The organism is Dyadobacter sp. LHD-138, from assembly GCF_030929615.1.
In the GTDB taxonomy this organism is placed as follows: domain Bacteria; phylum Bacteroidota; class Bacteroidia; order Cytophagales; family Spirosomataceae; genus Dyadobacter.
This window is the reverse complement of the sequence record NZ_JAVFVU010000022.1, coordinates 86953-111820: the sequence shown is the minus strand read 5'-3', so window position 1 is coordinate 111820 and position 24868 is coordinate 86953. Positions and strand designations below refer to the sequence as shown.

Annotated in this window: 19 protein-coding genes; 15 read left to right on the top strand and 4 right to left on the bottom strand. The window is 44.0% G+C overall.

The features are described from left to right. Positions 1-179 precede the first annotated feature (179 nt). Complete coding sequence (gene ppk1, locus RB622_RS17530) at positions 180-2279, bottom strand: polyphosphate kinase 1 (RefSeq protein ID WP_308047884.1); 2100 nt, start codon at positions 2277-2279, stop codon at positions 180-182. 144 nt (positions 2280-2423) lie between these two features. On the opposite strand from ppk1, the gene RB622_RS17525 reads away from it, so the two are divergent. Further along, positions 2424-3446 (top strand): aldo/keto reductase, encoded by a 1023-nt coding sequence (locus RB622_RS17525; RefSeq protein ID WP_308047883.1) that lies wholly within the window; start codon positions 2424-2426, stop codon positions 3444-3446. A 62-nt stretch (positions 3447-3508) separates the two neighbouring features. On the opposite strand, the gene pyrE is transcribed toward RB622_RS17525, so the two are convergent. Together pyrE and RB622_RS17515 are read right to left on the bottom strand one after the other, a co-directional pair. Next, on the bottom strand, positions 3509-4150 hold the full coding sequence (gene pyrE, locus RB622_RS17520; RefSeq protein WP_308047882.1) for an orotate phosphoribosyltransferase: 642 nt from the start codon (positions 4148-4150) through the stop codon (positions 3509-3511). Between the two features lies 1 nt (position 4151). Continuing rightward, positions 4152-5453: a hemolysin family protein gene (locus tag RB622_RS17515; protein ID WP_308047881.1), complete on the bottom strand. Its 1302-nt coding sequence runs from the start codon at positions 5451-5453 to the stop codon at positions 4152-4154. A 101-nt stretch (positions 5454-5554) separates the two neighbouring features. Here RB622_RS17515 and RB622_RS17510 point away from each other — a divergent pair, with 101 nt between their 5' ends. The 14 genes from RB622_RS17510 to RB622_RS17445 all read left to right on the top strand — a co-directional run bounded on the left by RB622_RS17510 (position 5555) and on the right by RB622_RS17445 (position 23164). After that, on the top strand, positions 5555-6244 hold the full coding sequence (locus tag RB622_RS17510) for an NUDIX domain-containing protein (RefSeq protein ID WP_308047880.1): 690 nt from the start codon (positions 5555-5557) through the stop codon (positions 6242-6244). A 66-nt stretch (positions 6245-6310) separates the two neighbouring features. Then, positions 6311-6718, top strand: a complete 408-nt coding sequence (locus tag RB622_RS17505; RefSeq protein WP_308047879.1) for a DUF983 domain-containing protein — start codon at positions 6311-6313, stop codon at positions 6716-6718. A 262-nt stretch (positions 6719-6980) separates the two neighbouring features. After that, the gene (locus RB622_RS17500) at positions 6981-7616 is read left to right on the top strand and encodes a sigma-70 family RNA polymerase sigma factor (RefSeq protein WP_308047878.1); all 636 of its coding nucleotides are present in this window, start codon (positions 6981-6983) and stop codon (positions 7614-7616) included. Between the two features lie 48 nt (positions 7617-7664). Further along, complete coding sequence (locus RB622_RS17495) at positions 7665-8864, top strand: FecR domain-containing protein (protein ID WP_308047877.1); 1200 nt, start codon at positions 7665-7667, stop codon at positions 8862-8864. Between the two features lie 223 nt (positions 8865-9087). Continuing rightward, positions 9088-12414, top strand: coding sequence for a TonB-dependent receptor (locus RB622_RS17490; protein WP_308047876.1), 3327 nt, complete (start codon positions 9088-9090; stop codon positions 12412-12414). Between the two features lie 42 nt (positions 12415-12456). Further along, a complete protein-coding gene (locus RB622_RS17485) occupies positions 12457-13980 on the top strand; it encodes a RagB/SusD family nutrient uptake outer membrane protein (RefSeq protein ID WP_308047875.1) in 1524 nt (507 codons plus the stop codon). A gap of 152 nt (positions 13981-14132) precedes the next feature. After that, on the top strand, positions 14133-14822 hold the full coding sequence (locus tag RB622_RS17480) for a DUF1080 domain-containing protein (protein ID WP_308047874.1): 690 nt from the start codon (positions 14133-14135) through the stop codon (positions 14820-14822). Between the two features lie 107 nt (positions 14823-14929). Further along, positions 14930-18070, top strand: coding sequence for a HEAT repeat domain-containing protein (locus RB622_RS17475; protein WP_308047873.1), 3141 nt, complete (start codon positions 14930-14932; stop codon positions 18068-18070). Positions 18071-18211: 141 nt separating this feature from the next. After that, positions 18212-18508, top strand: coding sequence for a Dabb family protein (locus RB622_RS17470; protein WP_308047872.1), 297 nt, complete (start codon positions 18212-18214; stop codon positions 18506-18508). A 75-nt stretch (positions 18509-18583) separates the two neighbouring features. Continuing rightward, positions 18584-19816, top strand: coding sequence for a Tm-1-like ATP-binding domain-containing protein (locus RB622_RS17465; protein WP_308047871.1), 1233 nt, complete (start codon positions 18584-18586; stop codon positions 19814-19816). 50 nt (positions 19817-19866) lie between these two features. Further along, the gene (locus RB622_RS17460; RefSeq protein WP_308047870.1) at positions 19867-20730 is read left to right on the top strand and encodes a phosphoenolpyruvate hydrolase family protein; all 864 of its coding nucleotides are present in this window, start codon (positions 19867-19869) and stop codon (positions 20728-20730) included. Between the two features lie 344 nt (positions 20731-21074). After that, positions 21075-21671: a Crp/Fnr family transcriptional regulator gene (locus RB622_RS17455; protein WP_308047869.1), complete on the top strand. Its 597-nt coding sequence runs from the start codon at positions 21075-21077 to the stop codon at positions 21669-21671. 88 nt (positions 21672-21759) lie between these two features. After that, positions 21760-22422, top strand: a complete 663-nt coding sequence (locus RB622_RS17450; RefSeq protein WP_308047868.1) for an NAD(P)-binding domain-containing protein — start codon at positions 21760-21762, stop codon at positions 22420-22422. 37 nt (positions 22423-22459) lie between these two features. Further along, positions 22460-23164: a hypothetical protein gene (locus RB622_RS17445; protein ID WP_308047867.1), complete on the top strand. Its 705-nt coding sequence runs from the start codon at positions 22460-22462 to the stop codon at positions 23162-23164. Positions 23165-23787: 623 nt separating this feature from the next. Here RB622_RS17445 and RB622_RS17440 read toward each other — a convergent pair. After that, positions 23788-24864, bottom strand: coding sequence for an FAD:protein FMN transferase (locus RB622_RS17440; protein ID WP_308047866.1), 1077 nt, complete (start codon positions 24862-24864; stop codon positions 23788-23790). Between the last annotated feature and the right edge of the window lie 4 nt (positions 24865-24868).

Below are 24868 nucleotides of genomic sequence, written 5' to 3'. Positions count from 1 at the left end.
TATATACTTTCAAATATAGTCATATAGTTTTTACATCTCAAGGAGATCTAAGGCCGACAGCAAGTCAAACACCGGTCAATTTCTGTCGGAAATTTTTAAATTATAGCCTGGCGAATCCAAAAACGCGCATCTGGAATATACGTTTCAGCGCGATTATTTTTGATAATAATTTAAAAAAATTATTCCGGCTTGCGAATTGGTACGCCGCGTTCAAGTCGTTCGGCGAGGCGATAATTAGCCTCCTGTGCTCTGACTTTTGGCATACTGGGATCGTAGGAAATTCTCAAATTATTTTGATACAAATCCAACCGGACAGCCTTCTGATTGTCATTAACGTAGTTTTTCAACACCTGCCTCATCTGGTTTTTGAGCGTATCATCCAGAATGGGAAAGCAAACATCGATCCGGCGATGCAGGTTGCGATAAGTCCAGTCGCAGGATGACAGATAGATCTCATCATTGCCCCGATTGCCAAAATGAAAAATGCGGGTATTTTCCATATATCTGTCCACATGGCGGCTTACGGTAATGTTGTCACTAATGGAAGGAAGCTCCGGAATGACCCCACAGCTTTCACTGATAATGACATGGATACTGACCCCCGCCTTACTCGCCTGATACAGTTTATCAATCAAGGTATGGTCCTGTATCTGATTCAGTTTAATGGTGATAAAGGATTTAAGCCCGGCATTCGAATTTTTGATTTCCCGGTCTATCAACTCGACAAGTTTCTTTTGAATCGTAAACTGCGTCACCTGTAAGAAATTGAATGGCAGATACTTATACTTCTTCGGTTCATCCTGTGTATAAAGATATCCGAATAATAATTCTAATTCGTTGGTCAGTTCGCGATGGCTCGTCAGCAGGGCATGGTCTACAAACTCCCGGCTCGTCAGGCGATAAAAACCACCGGTTCCCAGATAAGCATAACGCTCCCACCCTTTTTGGACCCGTCGCTTGATAAGCGCCATTTTAGCATGAACCTTCAACCCCGGAACACTGAAAATAATCTTCACACCGGCATCACGCATCTTTTTTGACCACAGGATATTTTCCTGAATATCAAGCTTGGCATTCAGTTCAACGTAGGTAACAACCCTTTTTCCGTTACGCGCAGCACTGATTAACGAATTAAGAATAAATGAGTTAGCACTAATTTTATACAATGAAACATGTATTTCCTTCACAAAAGGATCAATCGCAGCTTCATTGAAAAATCTGACTATCGGGTCATAAGAATGGTAGGGTAAATGCAGCAACTGGTCTGAACGCTGGATCGTTTCAAAAACCGATTCCCTTTCTTCAAAATCTACATTCTGAATAGGGCGCTGATAAGGATAGTCGAGTTTCTTTGAAAAAGCAGGAAAAGTCATCAGGTCCTGCATATAGATATACTGCCCCCGCTCATGAAATTCATTCATCAGCATGCCGGCTCTGTACGAAAGATATTCCTTGATGTACAGCGGTATCCCCGACTCACAGAAAAACTGAAGCGGCTGTACAAAATTTCTCTTCTCCAGCTGTTTTAAAATACGCTGCGCCGTGGCCAGAGGATATTCATCTTCAATGGTCATCTCGGTCTCTTTTTCAGCCCTTAACGCATAGGAATCAATAATTTCATACCCCGGAAACAGCACCTGCAAATTAACCCTGATCACATCCTCCATGAAAGCAACGTGCTTTTTACCATCCAGCTCAGGCAGTTCCAGAAATCTTCCGAACGGTTCTGTCGGGATATTCACCACGGCATACCAATCTTCATCGGGATCTTCCCTTCGTACCATTTGAATCACCAGATACAATTCTTTTGACTCAAAAAATGGCAGTTTTGAATTGCGCCTTCCATCCAGAAAAACCGGCTGAAGGTATCTGAATAACTTATCAATGAAGAATTTCCGGGCAAATGCCAGGTGCTCCTGCGCAAAGGTTTCCTTGTAATATAAATGAATTCCCTGGTCGCTTAATGCCGGTAAAATTCGTGAAATAAGGATTTCGTTAAACTCTCTTAGTTGATTATCAACAGTTTCATAAACATGTTCGAGCAATGGCTCCGGATAAACGTTCAATTTGGAACGAATATCTTTGCTCACTTCCCCCATGGCCAGAAGATTCGGGATACGCACCCTGAAAAATTCCTCGATCTGATACGAGTACTGTCCCATAAATTTCAATCGCTCGCGAACAGGGACGGTATCATCGTTTGCCTCAAGGAGTAATCTGAAATTATTGGAAAGCCAGCTTAAATTAGTATCAAAATAGGGGTAAGAAACATCAATCATTTAACAAACTAAAAAAGATTCGAATTTTCCCACAATATAAAGACATTTGTCGCTAAGGATATAACTTTGCACTGGAAAATATAACATTGTATCAAAAACATGCCATGTTACAAGCCGTTTTATTTAACTTAATTTAAAATATCAATGCGTTATCAATTACTGGGTCGGTCAGGTTTAAGAGTTTCAGAACTATGCCTGGGGACCATGACTTTTGGAACAGAATGGGGTTGGGGGGCTGATAAACATGAAAGTTTTAGAATATTTGAAACTTATGCCAATGCAGGTGGAAATTTTATCGACACTGCCAACAGATATACAGAAGGATCATCTGAAAAATATGTCGGAGAGTTCATCGAGGCGGATCGTGACCACTGGGTTTTGGCAACAAAATTCACCTTAAAGGATCGGAATGACGATTTGAATTTTGCAGGAAACCATAGAAAAAATATGATGCGTTCTGTGACAAACAGCCTCAAACGCATGAATACGGAATACATCGATTTATTGTGGGTTCATCTTTGGGACAACACAACACCGGTCGAAGAAGTGATGCGGGGGCTGGATGATCTTGTTACACGCGGACTGGTACATTACATTGGTATTTCCGATACGCCGGCCTGGATCGTTTCACAGGCAAACACCATCGCAGATTTCAGGGGGTGGAATGCATTTGCCGCACTTCAGTTTGAATATTCTCTGCTTCAACGCACACCGGAAAGAGATTTGTTGCCCATGGCCAAAGCCCTTGATTTGGCCGTAACTCCCTGGGGTGCTATCGGCGGCGGTGCTTTGACCGGTAAATACCTGCGCGGTGAAAACGGCCGTGTTCCTGATCATAGCAGCCGAAGAAATGAAAATAGCATGAAAATAGCACAGGAAGTTGTTGACATTGCAGCGGAACTCGGCGTAGCACCGGTACAGGTCGCCATCAACTGGACGCGTCACCGCCAGCAGGTGATGACCCCGATTATCGGGGCTTCACGGGCCAAACAGCTGGAAGATTCATTAGGCTGTCTGGACTTCACACTGCCGGAAGAAATGGTCGTCCGCCTCGATGAGATAAGCAAAATCGAGCTGGGTTTCCCGCACGAGTTTTTGAAATCAGATGGAGTAAAAGACGAAGCTTTTGGGGGTTTATACGAAAAACTGGACAATCACAGGCTTTAAAATAATAAGTCCTGACGGATACAAAAATCTGTCAGGACTTATCAATTATTTTTAACCGCAATTTACTTCCCCCACTGATCAGGGCTTAAACGCCATGCGCTCAAACTTTCTACCTGCTCCTGGCTGATGTAATCATGTTCAAGGGCAGCACTGATCAAAGCGTTGTAATTGCTAATCACGCTTAATTTCACATCTTTTTCTGCGAAGTTATTGGCAGCCAGTTCAAATCCGTAAGTAAAAATCGCGACCATACCGGCCACTTCAATACCTTCTTTTCTCAGCGCATCCACAACTTTCAATGAACTTCCACCGGTGGAAATTAAATCTTCCACGATCACCACCGATTGCCCTTTTTCAAGTCTGCCCTCAATCTGATTTCCCATACCGTGTTTTTTCGGTTCAGGACGTACATAGGCAAAAGGCAATTCAAGCAAGTCCGCAACAAGTGCTCCCTGCGCGATTCCGCCCGTTGCAACGCCCACTACGGCGTCAACATCCGTGTATTCCGCCTTAATCAGGTCAGCCAGTGCTTTTTTGATGAAAGTACGGGTATCAGGATAGGACAACGCTACACGATTGTCACAATAAATCGGTGATAACCAGCCTGAGCTCCATTGAAAAGGCTTTTCAGGGCTTAATTTGATGGCTTTCGCCTCAAGAAGCAATTCTGCTATTCTGCGGGATAATTCGGTTTCCTCTGCCATTTTATTCGTCTGTATCTTCTTTCTTGTTATTAGTAATCAGTAATTTATCAATTCTACTTTTATCCATATCAATCACCTCAAAATCAAAGTGTTTCCACTTAAACTTCTCACCGGCCTTGGGAATATTTTCCAATACATGAAGCACAAATCCGCCGAGGGTATTAAACCCGACAAATTCTTTTCTTTCTGCTTCCTGCATACTCAAATCGAAATATTGGATAAAATCATCGAACGGAAGCTGGGCATCGATCAGATAGGTGCCATCCTCCCGTTTAACAATTTCGGATTCTTCTTCATCTTCCTCTGAAATATTTCCAACCAGCGCATCCATAATGTCATGCATCGTTACAACCCCCAAAAGCCCGCCGTACTCATCAACAATAATACCGAAGTATACTTTCTGTTCTTTGAATTTTTCAAGCGCCTGATAGGCTCTGTTGCTCTCGGGGAGGTAAACAGGTTCTCGTAAAATATCGGTCAGATCAGCCAGTTTCGCCTCCAGGTCTGTCGCCAGAAGGTCTTTTATATAAATTAATCCGACCACATCATCCACGGTATCGCGGCAAACCGGATAAACAGAATGACGGGATTCAAGCACTTTCGCTTTATTTTCCTCGACAGAATCTTCAATGTCCAGCCAGACAATTTCCTGGCGGTTGGTCATCAGCGAAGTCACTTTCCGGTCGCCCAACTGAAAAACATTATGAACGATTTCCTGTTCAATTTCTTCAAAAACCCCGCCCGTTGTCCCCTCCTGGATCAGGCTTTTTATTTCTTCTTCCGTAACAGAATTCTCGCTCTGTTTGATATTCAAAAGCCGGATTATTAAATCGCTGGAAAAACCGAGCAATGAAATGAATGGTGCCGTAACAACAGAAATCAGGTTCATTGGCCGCGCCATAAACTTCGAAATCGCCTCCGGATTGGCCATTCCGATCCGTTTTGGCACCAGTTCACCCAACACCAGCGAAAGATAGGTGATCAAAACCAGCACCGTTCCCACCGCAAGCGTGTGGCTATACGGCAACAGAACCGGGATGCCGGCGATGATCTTTTCAAAGTCCGCGGTAATGTTGTCACCACTGTACATACCCGTAAGAAGGCCTATTAACGTAATACCGATCTGAACAGTAGAAAGAAATCTTGTTGGCGAATTGGCCAGGTTTAAAGCTGCTTTGGCACTGGAGTCGCCATTACGCGCCGCTGCTTCAAGTCTGGATTTTCTGGAGGATACCAGTGCAATCTCAGACATGGAGAATATACCATTGAGAAGCACTAAAAGTAGAATGATAAGGAGTTCCAAGAAATTATTATTTATTATTACTGCAAATTTATCAATAATAATCACTGTCTAAACTAAACTCTTTACTTAATTTTGCTGATCGACATCCGTACCAACAACAAATGATTATTTTTTTCGACGACCGTCCTTTCCGAATTGTACGGACAAACCAACTTACTGCCGCAGAAACATCTGATTTTGATCACATTGTGGATCTGAGGCTTGAGAAGCTTCAGAAAAGTATGCTTACCGGCCATGTTCTTTTTCTAAATGCCACAGCAACCACTGCCATACAGGTAATCGATGTGCTTGAAAGGGAAATCCCTAAACAGATGCTTTCCATCACCATGGCAACCCGTGAAAAGGCAGAAGTGGAAGAAAAAGTAAAAGGCCTGTACAAAGTCATTAAAGCCGCAGGTGGTGTGGTGGTGAAAGATGATAAATGGCTTTTCATGTACCGCCGCAAAAAATGGGATTTACCAAAAGGTAAACTGGACAAAGGAGAAAACTCCAAAACGGCAGCCATCCGGGAAATTGAAGAAGAGACTGGTGTGAAGGCGCTGGTCCGCGATAAGATCTGCACGACCTGGCATACTTATACCATGAACAACAGCCGAATTCTGAAACGTACCAAATGGTACCTTTTCGATTGCCTGGATGATTCAAAAATGAGCCCTCAGGCAGAAGAACAGATTGAAAAACTGGACTGGTACACGCCATTGGAGGCAAAATCAATTCTGATTAATTCATTCAGCTCCATTCGCTACGTGGTTGACAACCTGAAAAAAATTCAGAATCTCAAAGAACAATAAGCATACGGAGATGTGCAAAAGCTGCGCATCTCTGATTAAATTTTTTATTCACGAACCTTGATTTTCATGTTTAAAGGCACCAAACTATACAGTATCTTTTCTAACAAATGTCCTAAGTGCCAGACAGGCTCTTTCTTTAAAACAAACAATCCTTATAACCTCAAAAAGTTTGATAAACTGAATGAGGAATGTGCCTATTGCGAAGAGTCTTTCACAAGGGAACCTGGATTTTACATCGGATCCATGTATGTGAGTTATGCCCTGTCTGTCGCATTGATGGTCGTTTTTTTTGTTGGGTTTGTGTTGATATTAGGGCTCGAAATGGAGTATGTGCTGATAGGCCTGGTGGTCGCCTACGTCTTGCTGATACCAGTTATGTTCCGCCTTGCCAGACTGATCTGGATCAATATTTTTGTAAAATATGACCCAGAGAAAAGGAAAATGGCTGAAGAAAAGAAGTTGCGGATTGAATGAAAAAAGTAATTACGCCAACGATCCGTAATTAATTCCGGTAATCACAGGGCTTACGGGCCCTGGATACTTTAAATCCCGCTGCATCAAAGATCGTGGCATTTACAATCATAGTAATCTTATCATCCCGGTAGAAATAAGTCCATTTTAGTAAAGTAGAAAAACGATATATTTAATTTTAATATTAAATATGTACTATTGTTGCGTTTGTAAGTCTCGCATGTTCGAATGTCGGCGGTTGATGTAACGACTTTACCATAATAAAATGTCATACATATCTCTTTTATACGAAGAAAACGAAGTGTTACGGCACGCCGCAGCAGGCGATGAAAGGGCTTTTGGAATTCTTTTCAACCGATATCACCAACGGCTCGGCAGTCATATTTTCCGCTTGACAAAGTCCTATGAATTGGCTGAGGAAATTGTACAGGACGTGTTTTTGAAAATATGGATTGGCCGCGAATCGCTCAGTGAGATTCAAAATTTCCAGGCTTACCTGTACGTCATTTCAAAAAATCATGCGCTCAGCTGCCTTAAAAAAGTGGCGCAGGAAAGAACCATTTCAACAGATTTCAATGAGACCATTTATGATGTGGAGATGGAAGAAGCAGGTGAAGAACACGAACGATACATTCTTATTGACGAAGCGATTGACCACCTGCCTCCCCAACAACGCCAGGTATATTTGTTAAGCAGGCATGAACGGCTTCAATACGCCGAAATTGCAGTCCGGCTCAATTTGTCGCGGGAGACGGTGAAGAAATACTTACAACTCTCCTCCGAATCAATCAGCTCCTACATCCGTAAGAAGATGATTATCAATGCATTATTTATTATTTTATTTTTATTTAAAAATATCCGTATCCTACTACCCCCTTTTGTCACACTTTTTCTGTCTTAGATACAAAGAATGAAAATTTATTGCGGTTCAACATAAACCCGATGACAAATGGCGACTTCTCCTGCAAGGCTGGCAATTCTATTTAATCTTTATTACAACGGCGACGCAAGTGCGAAGGAAACGGATGAATTATTAACCCTTATTAGCAATGCAAAAAATGATAAGTTGCTCGCCGCACTTGTACAGGATGCATGGGAAAATCTGAACACGGATGATAATCTTTTTACTGCGGACAAAAGTGCGGGCATATTGGATTCAATTCTGAAGCCGGACGATAAACCGATTGAGAATGAAGAATTTGAAACAGCAGAAGTAAGAAGCCTGCACTGGTGGCGATATGTTGCTGCCGCCGCCGTTGTATTAATTGGTTTTGGCGTTTTCTGGAAGTATCAAAAAACAGCGGATAAACCGCTGGAGACTGTGGCAAGGAAAATCAGCAAAGACATTCCACCTGGAAGCAACAGGGCGATACTAACCCTGGCAGACGGATCGAAAATTTCACTTGACAGCGCTACCAACGGCTTGCTGGCCCAACAGGGCTCCACGGATGTACGAAAAACAGAGGACGGAAAATTGATTTATGATACAAAAAACGCTGATAATTCCGCCATATCACCGCACATAAACCTACTTTCAACACCCAAAGGCGGGCAGTATCAGGTTGTTTTACCAGATGGCAGCAAGGTTTGGCTTAATGCATCATCTTCGATCCGGTTTCCGGCAGTATTTAGCAAAAATGAGCGGACCGTAGAGATAACCGGCGAAGTTTTTTTTGAAGTGGCCAAGGATAAATCAAAGCCATTCCGGGTGTTATTCGGGAGCAACGAAGTGGAAGTGCTGGGTACTTCCTTCAATATCATGGCTTATGAAGACGAAGAATCCTCAAAAACAACTTTGGTCGAAGGTTCGGTTTCATTAAGGAGTGCTTATAAAAACAAACAGCTGAAGCCCGGTGAGCAGGCTTCTGTGCTATCCGGAGGCCAAATAGTTTCCAGATTCGTGGACGTAGAGGCGACAATTGCCTGGAAAAATGGTTTGTTTTATTTCAAAGATTCGGGGATAGAAGAGGTCATGCGACAGGCCGCGCGATGGTACAACATTGACGTAAAATACGTCGGCAAGATCCCCATACGACAGTTTACGGGTAAAGTTTCCAGGAATGTCAATATTTCGGAATTGCTCAGCATGCTTCGCTATGCCGGTGTCAATTGCAGGCTTGCAGATAATAAGGTGATTGTCTCTTCGTGACAAGTATCGTATAGTGACAATCGTTAACAGTTTTATATAGGAGTTGTCTAATTTTTAAACATATCTGCCACTATGATCCCGCAAAAACCACCTTGAAAAAAACGGCTGGCCATAACATAAAACAGGGAAAATGCTGCAAACATTTCCCCTGCGCAAATTCGGGCCTCGCAAATACAACTTTGTTCAGAAAGCAATTCTTGTAACACCCAAACCTTACAAATATATGAAAATTAACTTTTTACTCCTGCATAGGAGATATTATCTGGTATCTGTACCTCCAAAACTCCTATTGACAATGAAGCTGATCACGTTTCTGTTAATGGCCACGTTATCTCAGGTAACGGCCATTGGGTTTAGTCAGAAAATTTCCATGAATGAGCGTAATATCCCTATTGAAACCGCTTTAAAGGTCATTGAAAAGCAAACGGAATATCTATTTCTGTATGATAAACTTGATTTGCCTACTTCAAAAACGGTTACGCTGAGTATCAAAAATGCCACCATTGATCAGGCATTGTCACAGCTCTTTCAGAACCTTCCCCTGTCTTACAAGATTTTCAACAAGAGTATTGTCATTAAAAGACAGGAAAAAAGGAAGGATCAGGTATTCATTGAACCTGTGCCGGCAACAGAACAAATAATTAGGGGGAAAGTGACGGATGACAAAGGTGAGGCATTGCCTGGTGTGAGTGTACTTTTGAAAGGAACCCAAAACGGCACAACCACCGACACGCAGGGAAATTTCAATATTGAAGTAAAAGATGAATCCATGATACTGATATTCAGCTTTGTAGGATATATGAGTCAGGAAATCATAGCGGGAAATAAAACAACGCTTACGGTTCAGTTACTGGCTGACACAAAGACACTGAGCGAGCTCGTTGTGATTGGCTATGGGACGATCAAGAAAGCAGATCTGACAGGCGCTGTTGGCGTTGTCTCCGGAAAACAAACGGAAAACCAGGCTGTGGCTTCGGTTTCGCAAGCGTTACAGGGAAAAGTGGCCGGGCTTATGGTGCGACAAACGGATGGTATGCCAGGTTCAAGAGCGGAATTAAGGATACGGGGAATGGGAAGTTTTGGCGCGAATGCTTCTCCGTTGGTCGTGGTAGATGGGATTATCACCAATGGAGGGTTAACAGATATGGACCCGAGCAGCATTGAAACGGTGACCGTTCTGAAAGATGCTTCATCCGCAGCCATTTACGGATCCAGGGGTGCAAACGGTGTCGTACTGGTTACAACAAAGCGCGGGAAGGTGGGAAGGGAAGTTATCAATTTCGGTGCTTATTATAGTTTCGACCGGGTTATTCATAAAATTGGAACGGTGGATGCGGCAACTTACGGAGGAATGGTGAACGATTTTTACGTAAATCAGGGAAAGGAAGCTCCCTATGCGGACCCTTCTTCATTAGGAAAAGGTACCAACTGGCAGGATGAGATCTTCAAAACAGGTGGCAAACAAAATTATTCTTTGTCATTGAGCGGCGGTACGGAAAAGAATTTACATGCGATCACAATGAGCTATTATAAAGGCAACGGGATCGTCCTCAATTCCAAATACAGCCGGGTTAATTTGCGGGTTAACAATGATATCAAACCTTTAAAAGGCTTAAAAATTGGTAGCAGCATTGGGTTTAGTTATGGCGCTTCCCGGCAGGGAGATCCCCAGGGAGCGGTTAATGCATCGTTGATTTACGCACCAAACGTGAAGCCTTACAACACCGATGGAAGTTATGGTATTGCCGACCGTGCCGGACAGCCCACAACCATGACGGCGCCGCTGGTGTACGCCTACGAGCGTGTGAACAACAGCAACCGGCTCGGTTTGCTTGGAAATCTTTATGCTGAATACGAGATCATTGCAGGCTTGAAATTTAAATCAAGTATCAGTGCCGAATACATTAATATGGATTCCAAGAATTTTGTACCCTCCTATAATTTCGGACTTGGTAATTCGAACGGAATCGCCACGCTGACAAGAGGCATCGAGAGTACTAAAAATTACATCATTGATAACATCCTGACTTATAGCAAGACGATCAACACCGCGCATCAGTTTGATGTAATGGCTGGTTATACTTTCCAGGATGAACGGTTTGAATATCTTCGGGGATTCCGGAATACATTCAGCAGGAATGATGAAAACCTTCAGGTTTTGGATGCCGCCTCCGCAAATGACCAGGCCAGGGGTAACTACACCGAATGGGCCCTGCAGTCTTACCTTGGACGCGTTAATTATGCATTTAAGGAGAAATATTTATTGTCATCGAGCATTAGGGTGGATCAGTCATCCAGGTTTGCAAAAAGTAACCGAAATGGTATTTTTCCATCTGTTTCTGCCGGCTGGGTGTTGTCAAATGAAAATTTCCTGATGGGCAAGCTGGGGCCTTTAAGTTATCTGAAACTGAGAGCCGGTTACGGTGTTTTGGGAAATCAGGACGTTGGGATCTACCCCTATCAATCCATGATGGATTATGGATTGAGCTACGACTTTGGAAGCGCGCAGAATGTAGTGGCGGGCGCGGCGCCAACGGCACTGGCCAACCAGAATATTTCCTGGGAAAAAACAAAGACGACAGGTGCCGGATTGGAATTCAATCTTTTTTCAGACAAGCTAAGTTTCGTGGTAGACTATTACGACCGTCGTACTTCCGACGTTCTCGTACGTGTTCCACTCCCTAACCTCTCCGGGCTGGCAACCTATCCTTATCAAAATGTAGGGAGCGCCCGCAATAACGGCATGGAGTTTACAGTCGATTACAGAAACTCAAGCAGAAACCAGGAATTTAGTTACAACATCGGATTTAACTTAACGCTGAACAAAAACCAGGTTACGAAGCTGGATAAAGGGCTTGATATTATTCAGGCAGGTGGCGGACAGGGCGGCGTGGAGACGCGCACATCCCAGGGACACGGCATCAACGAATATTATGGATACGTTCACAACGGGATTTTCCAAACGGCGGAGGAAGTCAAAAGTTCAGCCTTTCAGCCTAATGCCGCGCCGGGCGATATCAAGTTTAAAGACCTTAACAACGACAATATCATTAATGATAAAGACAGGACCTATATCGGAAAGTTCCTGCCAACCAAGATCATCGGTTTCAACGCCGGCGCCCGGTATAAAAACTTTGATCTGTCTGTTTCTGTCAATGGTGATTTTGGACGGTCGCAAAACATCTTCGCCAGCGGATTTGCCGCCGCGAGAGCCGCAGAATCAACCAATATTATGTGGGCCGATCGCTGGACGGGCCCGGGAACAAGCAATTATGTACCCCGTATTATTGGCGGCGACCCGAATAACAATTCAAGATCATCCGATTTTTGGGTAAGAAAACAGGATTATATCCGGATTCAGAACATTCAGCTGGGTTATGATTTTTCTAATAAACTGGCAAAAAAAGCCGGACTTGGAAAAATAAGACTTTATATCGCCGGACAAAACCTATTGACTTTCACCAGTTACCCTGGTTTTGACCCTGAAACGACACCTACCGCCTACCCCGTTTCCCGCTCCATTTTCGCTGGCTTAAACCTGGGTTTTTAAAATACCTGTCTAAAACTGACGCATTATACCATTCAAAATATCATGAAAAAACTCATTTATTCACTTTCATTTATTACCGTTCTGATGAGCGGCTGTAATAGCAAACTGGATCTTGATCCGGTCGGGTCTGTTGCGCAGGACGGCTTTTACAAAACTGCCGGCGATGCAAATGCGGCCATTGTAGCTTGCTATAATTCGATCCTGGCTTATCATACCGGCAACAACAACAGCAATGTAACCGGTATGGATATGTGGGGAGATATTCAATCTTCCGACGCCGAGCCGCATCCCGATGGAGTAGCCTGGAACCAGATCTACCAGTATACCCTGCAGCCCAATAATGGTGAACTGGGAAATCAATGGTTCCAGATATACGAGGGGATTTATCGTGCCAATCAGGCGATGGAGAAAATACCGGGCATTGAAATGGATGAAGCCTTAAAGACCCGGTTGCTCAAAGAAGCCCATTTTCTCCGTGGCTGGTGGATGCTCAGGCTCGCCAAAATGTACGGCGACGCACCTTTGGTCACTAAAACGCTGGGTATTGACGAATTACTGGTGCCCAAGTCGCCAAGACAGGATATTTTCGATCAGGCAGAAAAAGACCTGAAAGAAGCGCAAACGCTGCCAGATACTTATGATGACGCCAATTTGGGCCGCGCCACTTCCTACGCTGCGAAAACTGTTTTAGCCGAACTATACCTTTGGGAAAAGAAATGGGCCGATGCTAAACCCCTGCTGGAAACGGTTATTAAGTCCGGAAAATTCAAACTGCTGGATTCTTACGCTTCATTGTTCGATGGCTCAAAAGAGAACCACAGCGAATCCGTTTTCGAGATTCAGTACAAAGCGAACACGGGTAAGAATTTGGGGAATTTTTCAACCACATACAGTGCGCCCAATGGTGAGGGTTATGTACCTGGTGGCGGTTGGGGATGGATCAGACCAACAAAAGATCTAGTCAATGAATATGAAATGACGCCCAAGGAAGATCCGCGCCTGGGCTATTCCATTTTTAGAAAAGGCGATAATTTTGAAGGACAGGTTTTTAAGGATGTGGTAAACGGGACAGGATATGCTTTGAAAAAATGGGTGATTTCCGGAAAAACCGGGACTGAAATTGAACAGAATTATCCATGGCACACCTCCGCTAATTTTGCATTATACCGTTATGCCGAGGTTTTGCTTTTTTACGCAGAAGTGCTCAATGAAACAGGAAATTCGTCAGGAGCCGTGGAGTATATCAATATGGTCCGGTCGAGACCATCCGTGGCCATGCCTGCGCTGGCCGGTACTTTAAGCAAAGCTCAGATATTTGAAGCAATACGCCACGAGAGACGCGTTGAATTCACCTTCGAAGGAAAAATTTCTTTTGACCTGCGTAGATGGGGCATTGCGGGAAGCTTTTTAAGATCCAAGGACAGATGGCAAAATAATACGACGATTAATCCGCAATGGGGTGGTAATTTTTTCAAATATGTCGATGGAAAACATGATGTGTTTCCGATACCGCAATCCGAAATTGATAAATCCGGAGGCACCCTGGTTCAAAATCCGAACTGGTAATTCCTGAAAACAGTGGATGCCAAAACAAATTTTGTCAGGTATACGCAGCTTATGCATTGCCTGACAAATATTTGAATTCACTGAATTATGTCAATTTCGTGATTAAATTGGACTCATGTTGCAAATATTCCTAAAACCATAAAATTGAAAATATGAAAATTCAGATTAAAAGTGTTTCCCGCGGAGTTCATCTGGTAAAATCCTGTTTCAAGTTAACGACTTTTATTACAATGTTGATTATAAGCACTATGAACAGCAAAGCGCAGTCAACCGTTAAAAGTGTTTCTCTTTTTAACGGCAAAACCCTGGACGGCTGGAAGACCGTTGATCCCGCTCATGGCAAGTTGTGGTCTGTAAAAGACAGCACCATTCACAGCGGTGACGGGGTTAACAAAATCCCTGAAAACACTTATTTGTGTACCGTTAAGGAATATACTGACTTCGAATTCCGGTGCCTTTTCAAATTATACGGCGATTCAAAAACCGGAATGATTAACAGCGGTATCCAGTACCGATCTGTTTTGGAAGGCAAAAAAATAGTGGGCTATCAGGCCGATATCGGCAGCGGGTACTGGGGTGATATCTATGATGAACACCGCCGGGGCAAACTGGTGGGCGGTGATTTGCGTACACTCAGCCACCTGTTAAAGGAAGGTGAATGGAACAGCTACATAATCCGCTGCAAAGGCAACCGTCATGAACTTTACATCAATGGCGTAAAAACGGCTGATTACACGGAAAAAGACGCCAAAATACCGCAAAAAGGCGTAATCGCCGTTCAGATTCATTCGGGTGGCGCCGGGCAGGTCGATTTTCGTGACCTAACCATTTCAGAACTGTGAGAAATCTTTTTGAAATGACCAAAGTCTATTGTCGTCAGTCATCAGCTATTGAAGTATAGCTGATTTGAAAATTATTGATTTTTTCAATGCTAATTTTTAATGGAAATATGAAGGCCATACAAATAAGTTTTGCAAGCCTGATTTTGTTAGGATTGCTATATGCTCCAACTGCTTTTGCGCAAAAAAAAGATAAAACACAGTCGGTGCGAACCAGAGTCTATACACCAGAAGAAGAACTCGCTGGATTTAAAGTAGCAGACGGATTCGTCATTGAACTCGTTGCCAGTGAGCGCGACAGCGTCATTCACCCCATTGACCTTACCTTCGACGATGCGGGCAGGCTATGGACGCAAACTGCGCGGATGTATCCGTTGGATCCCATTGCCGATATTCAGTGGAACGACTTGCTAAAATTAATGGACGACCAGGAAGCGCAGAAAAACCATCCCAATTTTAAGCGGGTATCGGATCTGTATACTGGCAAAACGAAGGGTCTTGATAAGATCATTGTGATTTCAGATCTGTATGGAAAAACGCCCGCCAAAACGAGTATCTGGGCGGATGGCCTTACAATCCCCATGAGTATTTTGCCTTACAAAGACGGGACTTATGTGGTACAAGGCTCTGAACTCTTCTTTTTAAATGACGCGAACAAGGATGGAAAAGCGGACCAGCGCACACCGTTGTTCACGGGTTTTGGTTTTACGGATACGCATACCATGGCGCACGTGCTGGTGAGAGCGCCGGGCGACTGGATTAATTTCAGCCATGGTGCCTTGAACAAAGGCGAAGTCTCCTCCTATAAAAGCGATGCCAGGCTAAAAGTCGATTACAGCAAAATCGCCCGCTTTTCCATGGATGCCCGAAAAATGGAAATCGTGAGCTCAGGACTTAATAATATCTGGGGATTTCAGCTTCGGGGCAATGGCCAATGGTATGGTTCGGAGGCAAATGATCTCGGATTTTCGGTGGCACCGATGGAGCCGGGAACCGGTTTTCCAGGGATTGGCAATGAGCGGATTCGGTTCTATCAGCCGTTTATGCCGTCTTTGCATGATTTTCGCGTGGGTGGTACGGGGATTTCCGGCACAGCATTCGCCGATGATATCTCGGGATCTTTTCCGGAAGCATATAAAAATGTAGCGTTTCTGGCCAATCCGATAACAAGTTCTATCAATGCCGTTCAGGTTGTCCGGAATGCGGACGGGACCGTTACCTCCAAACATTTGCCAGATCTGCTGACTTCGGAGGACGACTGGTTTCGTCCTGTCAATATGGAATTTGGCCCCGACGGATCCTTGTACATTGCCGACTGGTATAACAAGATCGTTTCGCACAACGAGCTTCCTACAACCCATCCGGACCGCGACAAGACGCACGGACGCATCTGGAGAATTCGTCATGTCAGTCAAAAACCAAGAGCCGTTCCGAATCTTTATGAGGTCAAAACGGAAGATCTGGTAAACCATCTTAAATCACCGTCCCTCTGGGAAAAACGGGCAGCCTGGCATCAGATCACAGACCGGCCCTCGTCCGAAACCAAAACTTTGGCACCGCAGCTCCTGGCACTGGCCTCCAATGAATCTCAGGACGAAATCACAAGGATTCATGCCCTCTGGTCACTGGAAGGCATTAAATATTATGACGAAAAACTTATCACGCTACTTCTGAAATCTTCCCTTCCGGATTTGAAGCGCGAGGCTGTTCGCTCGCTAAACAGCTTTTCACTGACACCGGCCCAGATTGCTGCCGCTGTGAAAACGTTAATGGAAGACAAAAATCCTGCGGTGCGTTCACAGGTACTCCGCACACTCAATGATGCCGGCGCGGCGGATCAGTCAACCATCGATATCCTGGTAAGGGCTTGCAAACCCGAAATTCCCGGCAATGCAATGGGTGGTTCTTATGAAAGAAAATTCGAGCGTTTCCTGGCCAGAAAAGCTTTGGAGCAATACGCCAGTGAACTCCAGACTTTTATCAATACCCCACTTCCTGATGACTTGCCCGTCAGTAACATTTTGTGGGCCGTTCAGGCGCTGCCAACGGAGCAAAAAGAAACGGCCTTTCTGAAATTCTGGCCAAAAGCGAATATCAATGTGCTTGACGAATCCACTTTCGTGAGCATAACAAAAATGCTGGGCAACAGGCAGATTTACAATGCAGTAAAACCCGTGATCGAGAATCCGGCCTATGCAAAGGCCTATGTTACTTTTGCGCTTCAAAATCAGGCGCAGGTTCAGTCCGATGCGTTATCCGGATTGCTATTGGTTCCTGTAAATACGTTGCTAAAAAGTAAATCCCAGTCCGATGTCGATCTGGCCCTGGATGCTGTCGGACGTTTCAAAATGGAAAATTCGCAGGCGGCCATTGTTTCCTTAATCCATGATGATACTTCCGACAAAACCCTCAAACTTGCTCTGAAAGCCCTTGAAATTAATCCAAAAGCCAATCGGGATATTTTTTCAAAAATCGTTTTAAACAAAAATCTAAGCTTTGATGTGCGGGCGGCCTCTTTAAATAGTCTATCAAAGGCCGATCCTGATGCGGGTCAAAAGGCTTCACTGAAATGGATTCCCGAACTTAATCCGGCTGAAAAAGGAGAATTGGCAACGATTTTGTCTTCGTCCAGTCAGGGAGCAGGTTTGCTGATGCATGCACATGAAAAAAAGATAATAGACCTGTCTGCATTCGATCTTTCCACGGCAGAACGAATTGTTAACTCCGATAAAACCGACGGTCGCCGACTGGCTGTTATGAAGGGTGTTAAAAAACGTGAAGAAGAAAAAAAGAAAGCTTTTAAGGGGGAGCTGGCCAGATATATGACCATCGCTGAAAAGAACAACGGAAATGTACAAAACGGAAAATTACTTTTCCAAACTTGTTTGGCATGTCATCAGGTAGGTAAAACTGGACAGAGTATTGCGCCCGCGCTGGACGGGTCTGCTTCGAGAGAAAATGAAGCGCTTCTTACGGCAATCCTCAATCCGGATGCAGCCGTAGAATCAGGCTATGCGGTATTCCGGTTGACAAAAAAGGATGGCAGTATTCTGGAAGGTTATTTGGTGAATAGAGATGACCGCGGAACTACAATTGCATTCATGGGCGGCAGTAAAGTGTTTGTCGAGGCGGCGTCTATCAAAAGTCAGGGTTTTCTGGGGGGGCGTTCATTTATGGTAAAAGGGCTTATCGACGGTTACACAGACAAGCAGGTGGCCGATCTGTTATCCTATATCCATACGCTTAAATAATTATGTAGCTGTTGGCAATTAGCTGTATGCGATTAGCTCAGTAACCGAATGATTAAGAACTTATTATAAAAATCAATAACATAAACTAATTTTTCACTACTACTTATTCTTAAATCAACAGCTGGTTAAATATATATAACGATGGTCAGACATTTTGGGGTATTTAAGTTTAAAGAAGCCGTGACCGAAGAGCAGATTGCGATGTGTTTCGGAACAATGAAGGATATGGTTGGCAAAATTCCCGGACTTTTAGACATGGAATATGGTTGCTACAATAGTTCAGAAGGGCTCAATGAAGATTTCACACATGGTTTTGTGATGACTTTTGATAGCCTCGCCTCCAGAGATGCCTACCTGCCGCATCCGGTTCACGAACAAGCTAAGGAAATAGTAGTACCAAGACTCGAACGTGTTGTCGTTTTTGACATTGAAGTTTAATTTTCTTTCAGCAATAGTGTTAATTTGTTTAACCATTAAAAATTAAACCCGAAAGGGTACTTAAAAAATTAAAGCATGTCATCAATACCGAAGTCTATTCTTATAATTGGTTGTTTTGATACTAAAGGGGAGGTTTTTGCTTACTTGCGGAATTGTATTTTGGCACAGGGCGAACAGGTCCTGACGATCAACACGGGGGTAATGGGAAGCACGAATCTTTTTCATGTGGATTTCCAATGCGATACTGTCGCCCTGGAAGGAGGTGAAAGCATCACAGCACTGCGCAAAAATCGTGACCGGGGACACGCGATGAATGTGATGGGAAATGGAGCAGCAAAAATCGTAGCAAAACTCGTAGCGCAAAACCTGATCAAAGGAGCCATTGGCATGGGTGGCGGCGGAGGTACTTACATTACGCTCTCCACCATGCAGGAAATTCCCTTTGGTATTCCCAAAATTTGTTTGTCTACCATTGCAACGAAAGACCTGGCCCGACAGATTGGCAATAAGGATATTACGCTGATACCCTCAGTGGTAGACGTTGCAGGGCTAAACAGCGTGATACAGATACTGGTTGCGCAGGCAGCGGCGGCGATTTGTTCCATGTCCAATGTTACCGTAAACAAGAACGTCATCGCGTCCGGAACCATTGCAATCAGCATGTTTGGAAATACAACCGCGTGTGTAGACAAGTGCACGGAATTATTAAAGGAACAGGGATACGAGGTGCTGGCATTTCATGCGACCGGCGTTGGTGGAAAAGCCATGGAAGCACTGATCCGGGAAGGCGTTTTTAGCGCCGTTCTGGACATTACCACCACGGAATTGGCAGACAATCTGTGCGATGGGATATGCAGTGCCGGGCCGGAAAGATTGGAAGCTGCCACGGAAATGGGATTACCGCAGGTAGTGGTTCCCGGCTGCCTGGACATGGTAAATTTTGCGCATTTGGACACCGTACCACAAAAATTTAAGGACCGTCATTTGTACAGCTGGGCTCCGGATGTAACTTTGATGCGAACAAATGAAGAAGAAAATGAAATGCTTGGTAAAACGCTGGCGCAAAAATTAAATCGGTCATCCGCACCTGTTTCGGTTCTGCTGCCACTAAAAGGTATATCTCAGATTGATTCGGAGGGAGGGATATTTTACAATCCCGGAGCGGATCGTGTTTTGTTTGAGTCCATAAAAGATCATATCAATGACAAGGTGGAGGTCATTGAAGTCAATGCACATATCAATGATGACATCTTTGCCGAGGCATTGGTAGCCAGATTACTGACCTTGATGCCGGTTAAAATTGAATAGAACAATCGAAAATATTTAAATCAAAAATTAGACAAATCTTAATTAACATTATGCCAAATCCGTGGACAGGTAAGGGAAATCCTTATACAAAACAGGAAGTAGTAGACCGTTTGCAAGCGACATTAGATCAGGGAAAAGCCATCATTGCGGCCGGGGCCGGAACGGGTATCAGTGCCAAGTTTATTGAAAAAGGAGGTGCGGATCTTATCATCATATACAATTCAGGAAGGTTCAGAATGTCTGGACATGGTTCGACGGCAGGGCTTATGGCTTATGGTGATGCCAATGCCGAAGCCATGGATATTGGTGAATTTGAAGTATTGCCGGTCGTTGAAGAAATTCCGGTAATCTGTGGTGTATATGGTTCAGATCCGCGCAGAAGGATGTGGCACCATCTGTTGAAGGTAAAGGAAATGGGTTTTTCCGGCGTTAACAATTTCCCTACACATTCCATTGTCGACGGGCATTTCAGGAATGTTCTGGAAGAAACCGGAATGGGATTCGACAAAGAAGTTGAAATGATCCGCATTGCCTCTGAAATGGATTTGTTTACCATCGTTTACGTGGCAAAACCTGAGGAAGCGCGCCAGATGGCAAAGGCCGGTGCCAATGCAATCATTGCACACGTTGGCACAACGGTTGGAGGCTCAGTAGGCGTTGTTGATGCATCCTGCACGATGGATGACGCGATGGCACGCACCCAGGAAATCATTGAGGCGGCAAGGGAAATTAATCCTGATATATTCTTCCTCGCCCACGGAGGGCCTGTTAATACCCCGGAAGACGTGCGGATCGTTCTGGACGGAACGGATGCACATGGTTTTGTGGGCGCATCGTCTCTTGAAAGGATGGGCGTTGAAAAGTCGCTTACGGACCTAACGATGCAGTTTAAATCATTGACTATCAATAAATAAAAATGCATTGGGGTTTTGATTACAACGGACCAAAAAAAACGATGTACCCTTAGTTTGACAAGATCTATCGCAGTTTTCTCCTGTGATAGATCTTATCTTTTTTGCATTCGCAAAAAAAAACGTATTGCACGGGCTACAAATATCCTTGCCTGCGGTTAGTCGTAGTATCCAGGCCATCCAGAATTGGTTTTGGCTATTTTTCCGTTTCAGTTTTTATCAAGTCGGAAACTCACAAAAAGCGCCCATTAAGACTGAGCACAATCGCACTGGTCTGCAAATCCCTGGAAATAAAGTAAATTGGACATGCAATAAATGCAAATTACCTTTTAACAGCCATTTTTATTTTGGATCTCCTACCACTGATCAAACATTTCGAGCATTACATTGCTTTGACTGAAGATGAAAAATACCTCCTGCACGGAAAAATCAGTCAGCGTGTTATCAGGCGCCGACAATTTATCTTACAGGATGGTTTTCCTTGTCAGCACTATACTTTTGTCGTTGAAGGCTGCTTTCGCATGTTTGCTGTTGACCCCAAAGGCACTGAACACAATATCCAGTTTGCAGCGGAGAATAAATGGGTGGCCGATATCGGAAGCTTCCACTCCGGAAAGGCCAGTGGTTTCTTTATTGAGGCCATAGAACCATCGCTGATTCTACAAATTGAAAAACAGGATCTTTATTATCTCTACACGAACATTCCCAAGCTCGACCGGATTTTCAAAGTGATCGTCGAGAACAATTATGTTGAGCTGCAAAACCGAGTGTTGCAAACAATCAGCTCAACAGCCCAGGAGCGCTATCTGACCTTTCTTGATCAATATCCGGAGCTGGGTTTACGGCTTCCCAATAACCAGATCGCCTCATACCTCGGCATTACCCCCGAGTTTTTGAGCAAGATCAGGAAAGCAATAGCCTCACCTGCCCCACCCCATGCTTAATATAGTTTAAGCTCATTTCTTAATCTACCTTATTGGCAGTGCAGCCAATCGGGCAGACCTTTGCATGGTCAAATAAACAAAATAGATCATGTCAAAAATCACAGAATCCAAAGTGGCCATTATTGGCCTGGGCAATATCGGTCAGGTATTGGCAACCGACCTCGTCAACGGAAACCGACCCGTCATTTTAGCCGCCCGCGATTTTTCAAAAGCGCAAAATCTCTCTCAAAAACTAGGTAGTCTGGCGCAGCCCCTGGAAATTGAGGCGGCTATTCAGCAAGCAGATATTATTGTTCTCGCGATCTGGTTTGCATCCATCGCTGAGTTCCTGGGGCAATATTCCTCCTTGCTGGAAGGGAAAATCATAGTCGATCCTTCCAATCCTATTGTCCCAAATGAAAACGGAGGTTTTAACAAGACCATCGGCGAAAACGAGTCGGCAGGCCAGATCAATGCATCCCTGCTTCCGAAAGGCGCAAAACTGGCAAAAGCGTTCGGTACGCTGGGAGCGGCTTCCCTGTCTGATGCCTCCGGCCAAAAGCCAGAACTTGCTGTGCTATTCTACGCTACGGATGACCAGCAAATCAACACTTCAATAGAAGAATTAATTGTCGATGCAGGTTTTGAACCGATGCGTGTGGGTGGACTGGATCAATCCATTCGACTGGAAGTTTTTGGCGAACTCCACGAATTCGGGGCCCTCGGAAAGACCGTCACGTTATCAGAAGCAAAAAAAGAAGTAATTGGTTGAACATGACCGGGCAAACAAGAAGTTATTTTAAACACCTATGAAAAACACAATGCATTTATTATTGCTGCTGAACTTTTGCTCAATCGCAGTAATTGGTCAAAAATTGACCTTAGGCAGCCAATCATTTGAATTAAAGAATATTACCGGCTCTATTGCAACGCTGAATGGAGAAAATGTTTTGAAGATCCAGCGCGATTTAAAAGTGTTGCCCTTTGATGTAAAAAACTTAGGATCTACTGTTGATGAGCCAACCTACGCTAAACTGACTGACCTGGACTTCGAAAATGGCGCTATTGAGGTGAAGATGCTAAGCCGGATTCAAGATCCGTCGCCGTTTGCAGCAGCGCAGGGCTTTATAGGCGTTGCCTTTCGGATCGATGGAAATGATTCTGCTTACGAATCCATCTATTTAAGACCGAAGGTTGGACGTTCCGATAATCAATTGTTCCGAAATAAAACGGTTCAGTATTATTCCTATCCCGACTACAAATTTGACCGTCTGCGTAAGGAAGCAAATGACATGTATGAAACCACTGTGCCGGTTGATATCAATGAGTGGATCACGATGCGGATCGAAGTGATCGGCCAGAAGGCATACATGTTCATCAATGATGCAAAATATTCAAACTTTATCGTAGAAAAAATGAAAGGAAAAACCACACATGGCTCGATTGCCTTATGGGTGGATATTGGGACAATCGGCTTTTTCAAAGATCTGAAAGTTACCAGAAAGCAACGTTAATCAGGCAAAATGAAAAACGGTAAATACTGCGAATTTGCCGTTTTTCATCTGACGACCTTTTTGCGACTAATGAATGAGAGAATTGGTTACTTATTCCTTTTTCAGAACAATAAATAACCAATTCGGTCCTTTTCAAACAGAACATAAAACTTTACCTATACTTGACTGATGTAACCTCAAATGGTACCGGAGAAATGTTCATTACATCTAAACTTGGCGAAGTTAAATGATATCCGCTAACCAATAGAGGCAAACTATCTTTCGCAAATTCCTTAGGTAAATTGCAGGCACTCCATGCACTACCATTTGCCAGCATAAGCCGCCCAGCTAACATCAACCCACCCGAAAGTTGGAAGGTTACCGGTACATCAACTACGCGTCCTCCCCGTTGGAGGTCTGCTATTTCAGGGTAACAAGCCGCAGCCAGGATGACCTTGTCTCGCTTACAACCTCCTAAAACGAGCGCAAAAACCATTAGTGATAAATAACGCATCATAATTCTTGTTCATCAGAAATGTAAAAAATATGAGTACTTCGTACAGCCCCCTTTCATTTTAGTAAAGTCAGCTCTGAAAAAAGACACTTTTAAACAAAATTTGGTTGGAAACAAAATGGATAAGTTTTCACCTAACATATGGATAAAATCCTGCTGTCGCCGTGTCAGAAACAGAGCCGTCTGGTTTTTGAAAAATGAAGTACGCCTGAAGGTTTTTATGTGCTTCCAGAAACCTCAATGACTTATTCAGTCCCATGAGCAGTAGCGCATTGTCATAACCGTCGGCCGTGATCGCATCATCTGCGATCACTGTCACGCTGATCAGAGATGTTTGCGCTGAATATCCTGTTTTGGGATCAATGATATGCGAGATTTTTTGGGAACCCGATTGCCGAAATCTTCTGTAATTTCCCGACGTGGTAACCGCTCCCTGATCCAGCTGAATGACCTTTTGGATGCCCGTCTTTTCAAATTCATTTTTTGAAGGCGTTTCAATACCAATCCGCATCGGCTTGTTCCCCGGATACTTTTTACCCTTCACACGAATTTCCCCGCCAACTTCCACCAGATAGTTTTGGATATGATTCCTTTCCAGAAAATCCGCAACCACGTCCACACTATACCCCTGGGCGATTCCGTTAACGTCAATTTGCGTGCAGGATACCAGTTTTTCAAGACGATTATTGCGCAGCCGGATCTTGTCAGAACCTACGCAGGGCAATATCGATTTTATGCGTGAAGAATCCGGCAAAACACCGACTTTCTCCGTACCAAAACCCCAGGCTTGCACAAGCGGCAAAACTGTTATGTCAAATGCACCGTCAGTGTCTTTGTAGACTTCCATCGACTTTCTGATCACCTTATCAAAATGCACATCCGTTTCAATCCCGAAATCCGAGGCATTAAACTGACTGATAACGGATTCAGGTTTGTAAATGGAAAGTGACTGATCAATACGACTAAAAATACTGTCAATAGCCGTTTTTTTGATCAGCTCTTTTTCGCTGTAATACGTTACGGCATAGGTGGTTCCTTGCGTAGTCCCCGCAATATGAAAAGCCTGAATTTCAGAATCTTTTGCACCATCACTGAATGCGCACAGCAAAAAAGTCATCACTGAAACAGCGATGACGATCAGTTTTTTATTAAGGTTTTCTTTCTGCCCTCCGAAACACGTACAGCAGAAAATCCCGTTAAATATCATAGAC

Excerpts from the sequence above, each read along its gene's own strand:
- ppk1 (WP_308047884.1), bottom strand. The coding sequence starts at position 2,279 with ATGATTGATGTTTCTTACCCCTATTTTGATACTAATTTAAGCTGGCTT.
- RB622_RS17525 (WP_308047883.1), top strand. The coding sequence starts at position 2,424 with ATGCGTTATCAATTACTGGGTCGGTCAGGTTTAAGAGTTTCAGAACTA.
- pyrE (WP_308047882.1), bottom strand. The coding sequence starts at position 4,150 with ATGGCAGAGGAAACCGAATTATCCCGCAGAATAGCAGAATTGCTTCTT.
- RB622_RS17510 (WP_308047880.1), top strand. The coding sequence starts at position 5,555 with ATGATTATTTTTTTCGACGACCGTCCTTTCCGAATTGTACGGACAAAC.
- RB622_RS17505 (WP_308047879.1), top strand. The coding sequence starts at position 6,311 with ATGTTTAAAGGCACCAAACTATACAGTATCTTTTCTAACAAATGTCCT.
- RB622_RS17500 (WP_308047878.1), top strand. The coding sequence starts at position 6,981 with ATGTCATACATATCTCTTTTATACGAAGAAAACGAAGTGTTACGGCAC.
- RB622_RS17495 (WP_308047877.1), top strand. The coding sequence starts at position 7,665 with ATGGCGACTTCTCCTGCAAGGCTGGCAATTCTATTTAATCTTTATTAC.
- RB622_RS17490 (WP_308047876.1), top strand. The coding sequence starts at position 9,088 with ATGAAAATTAACTTTTTACTCCTGCATAGGAGATATTATCTGGTATCT.
- RB622_RS17485 (WP_308047875.1), top strand. The coding sequence starts at position 12,457 with ATGAAAAAACTCATTTATTCACTTTCATTTATTACCGTTCTGATGAGC.
- RB622_RS17480 (WP_308047874.1), top strand. The coding sequence starts at position 14,133 with ATGAAAATTCAGATTAAAAGTGTTTCCCGCGGAGTTCATCTGGTAAAA.
- RB622_RS17475 (WP_308047873.1), top strand. The coding sequence starts at position 14,930 with ATGAAGGCCATACAAATAAGTTTTGCAAGCCTGATTTTGTTAGGATTG.
- RB622_RS17470 (WP_308047872.1), top strand. The coding sequence starts at position 18,212 with ATGGTCAGACATTTTGGGGTATTTAAGTTTAAAGAAGCCGTGACCGAA.
- RB622_RS17465 (WP_308047871.1), top strand. The coding sequence starts at position 18,584 with ATGTCATCAATACCGAAGTCTATTCTTATAATTGGTTGTTTTGATACT.
- RB622_RS17460 (WP_308047870.1), top strand. The coding sequence starts at position 19,867 with ATGCCAAATCCGTGGACAGGTAAGGGAAATCCTTATACAAAACAGGAA.
- RB622_RS17450 (WP_308047868.1), top strand. The coding sequence starts at position 21,760 with ATGTCAAAAATCACAGAATCCAAAGTGGCCATTATTGGCCTGGGCAAT.
- RB622_RS17445 (WP_308047867.1), top strand. The coding sequence starts at position 22,460 with ATGAAAAACACAATGCATTTATTATTGCTGCTGAACTTTTGCTCAATC.
- RB622_RS17440 (WP_308047866.1), bottom strand. The coding sequence starts at position 24,864 with ATGATATTTAACGGGATTTTCTGCTGTACGTGTTTCGGAGGGCAGAAA.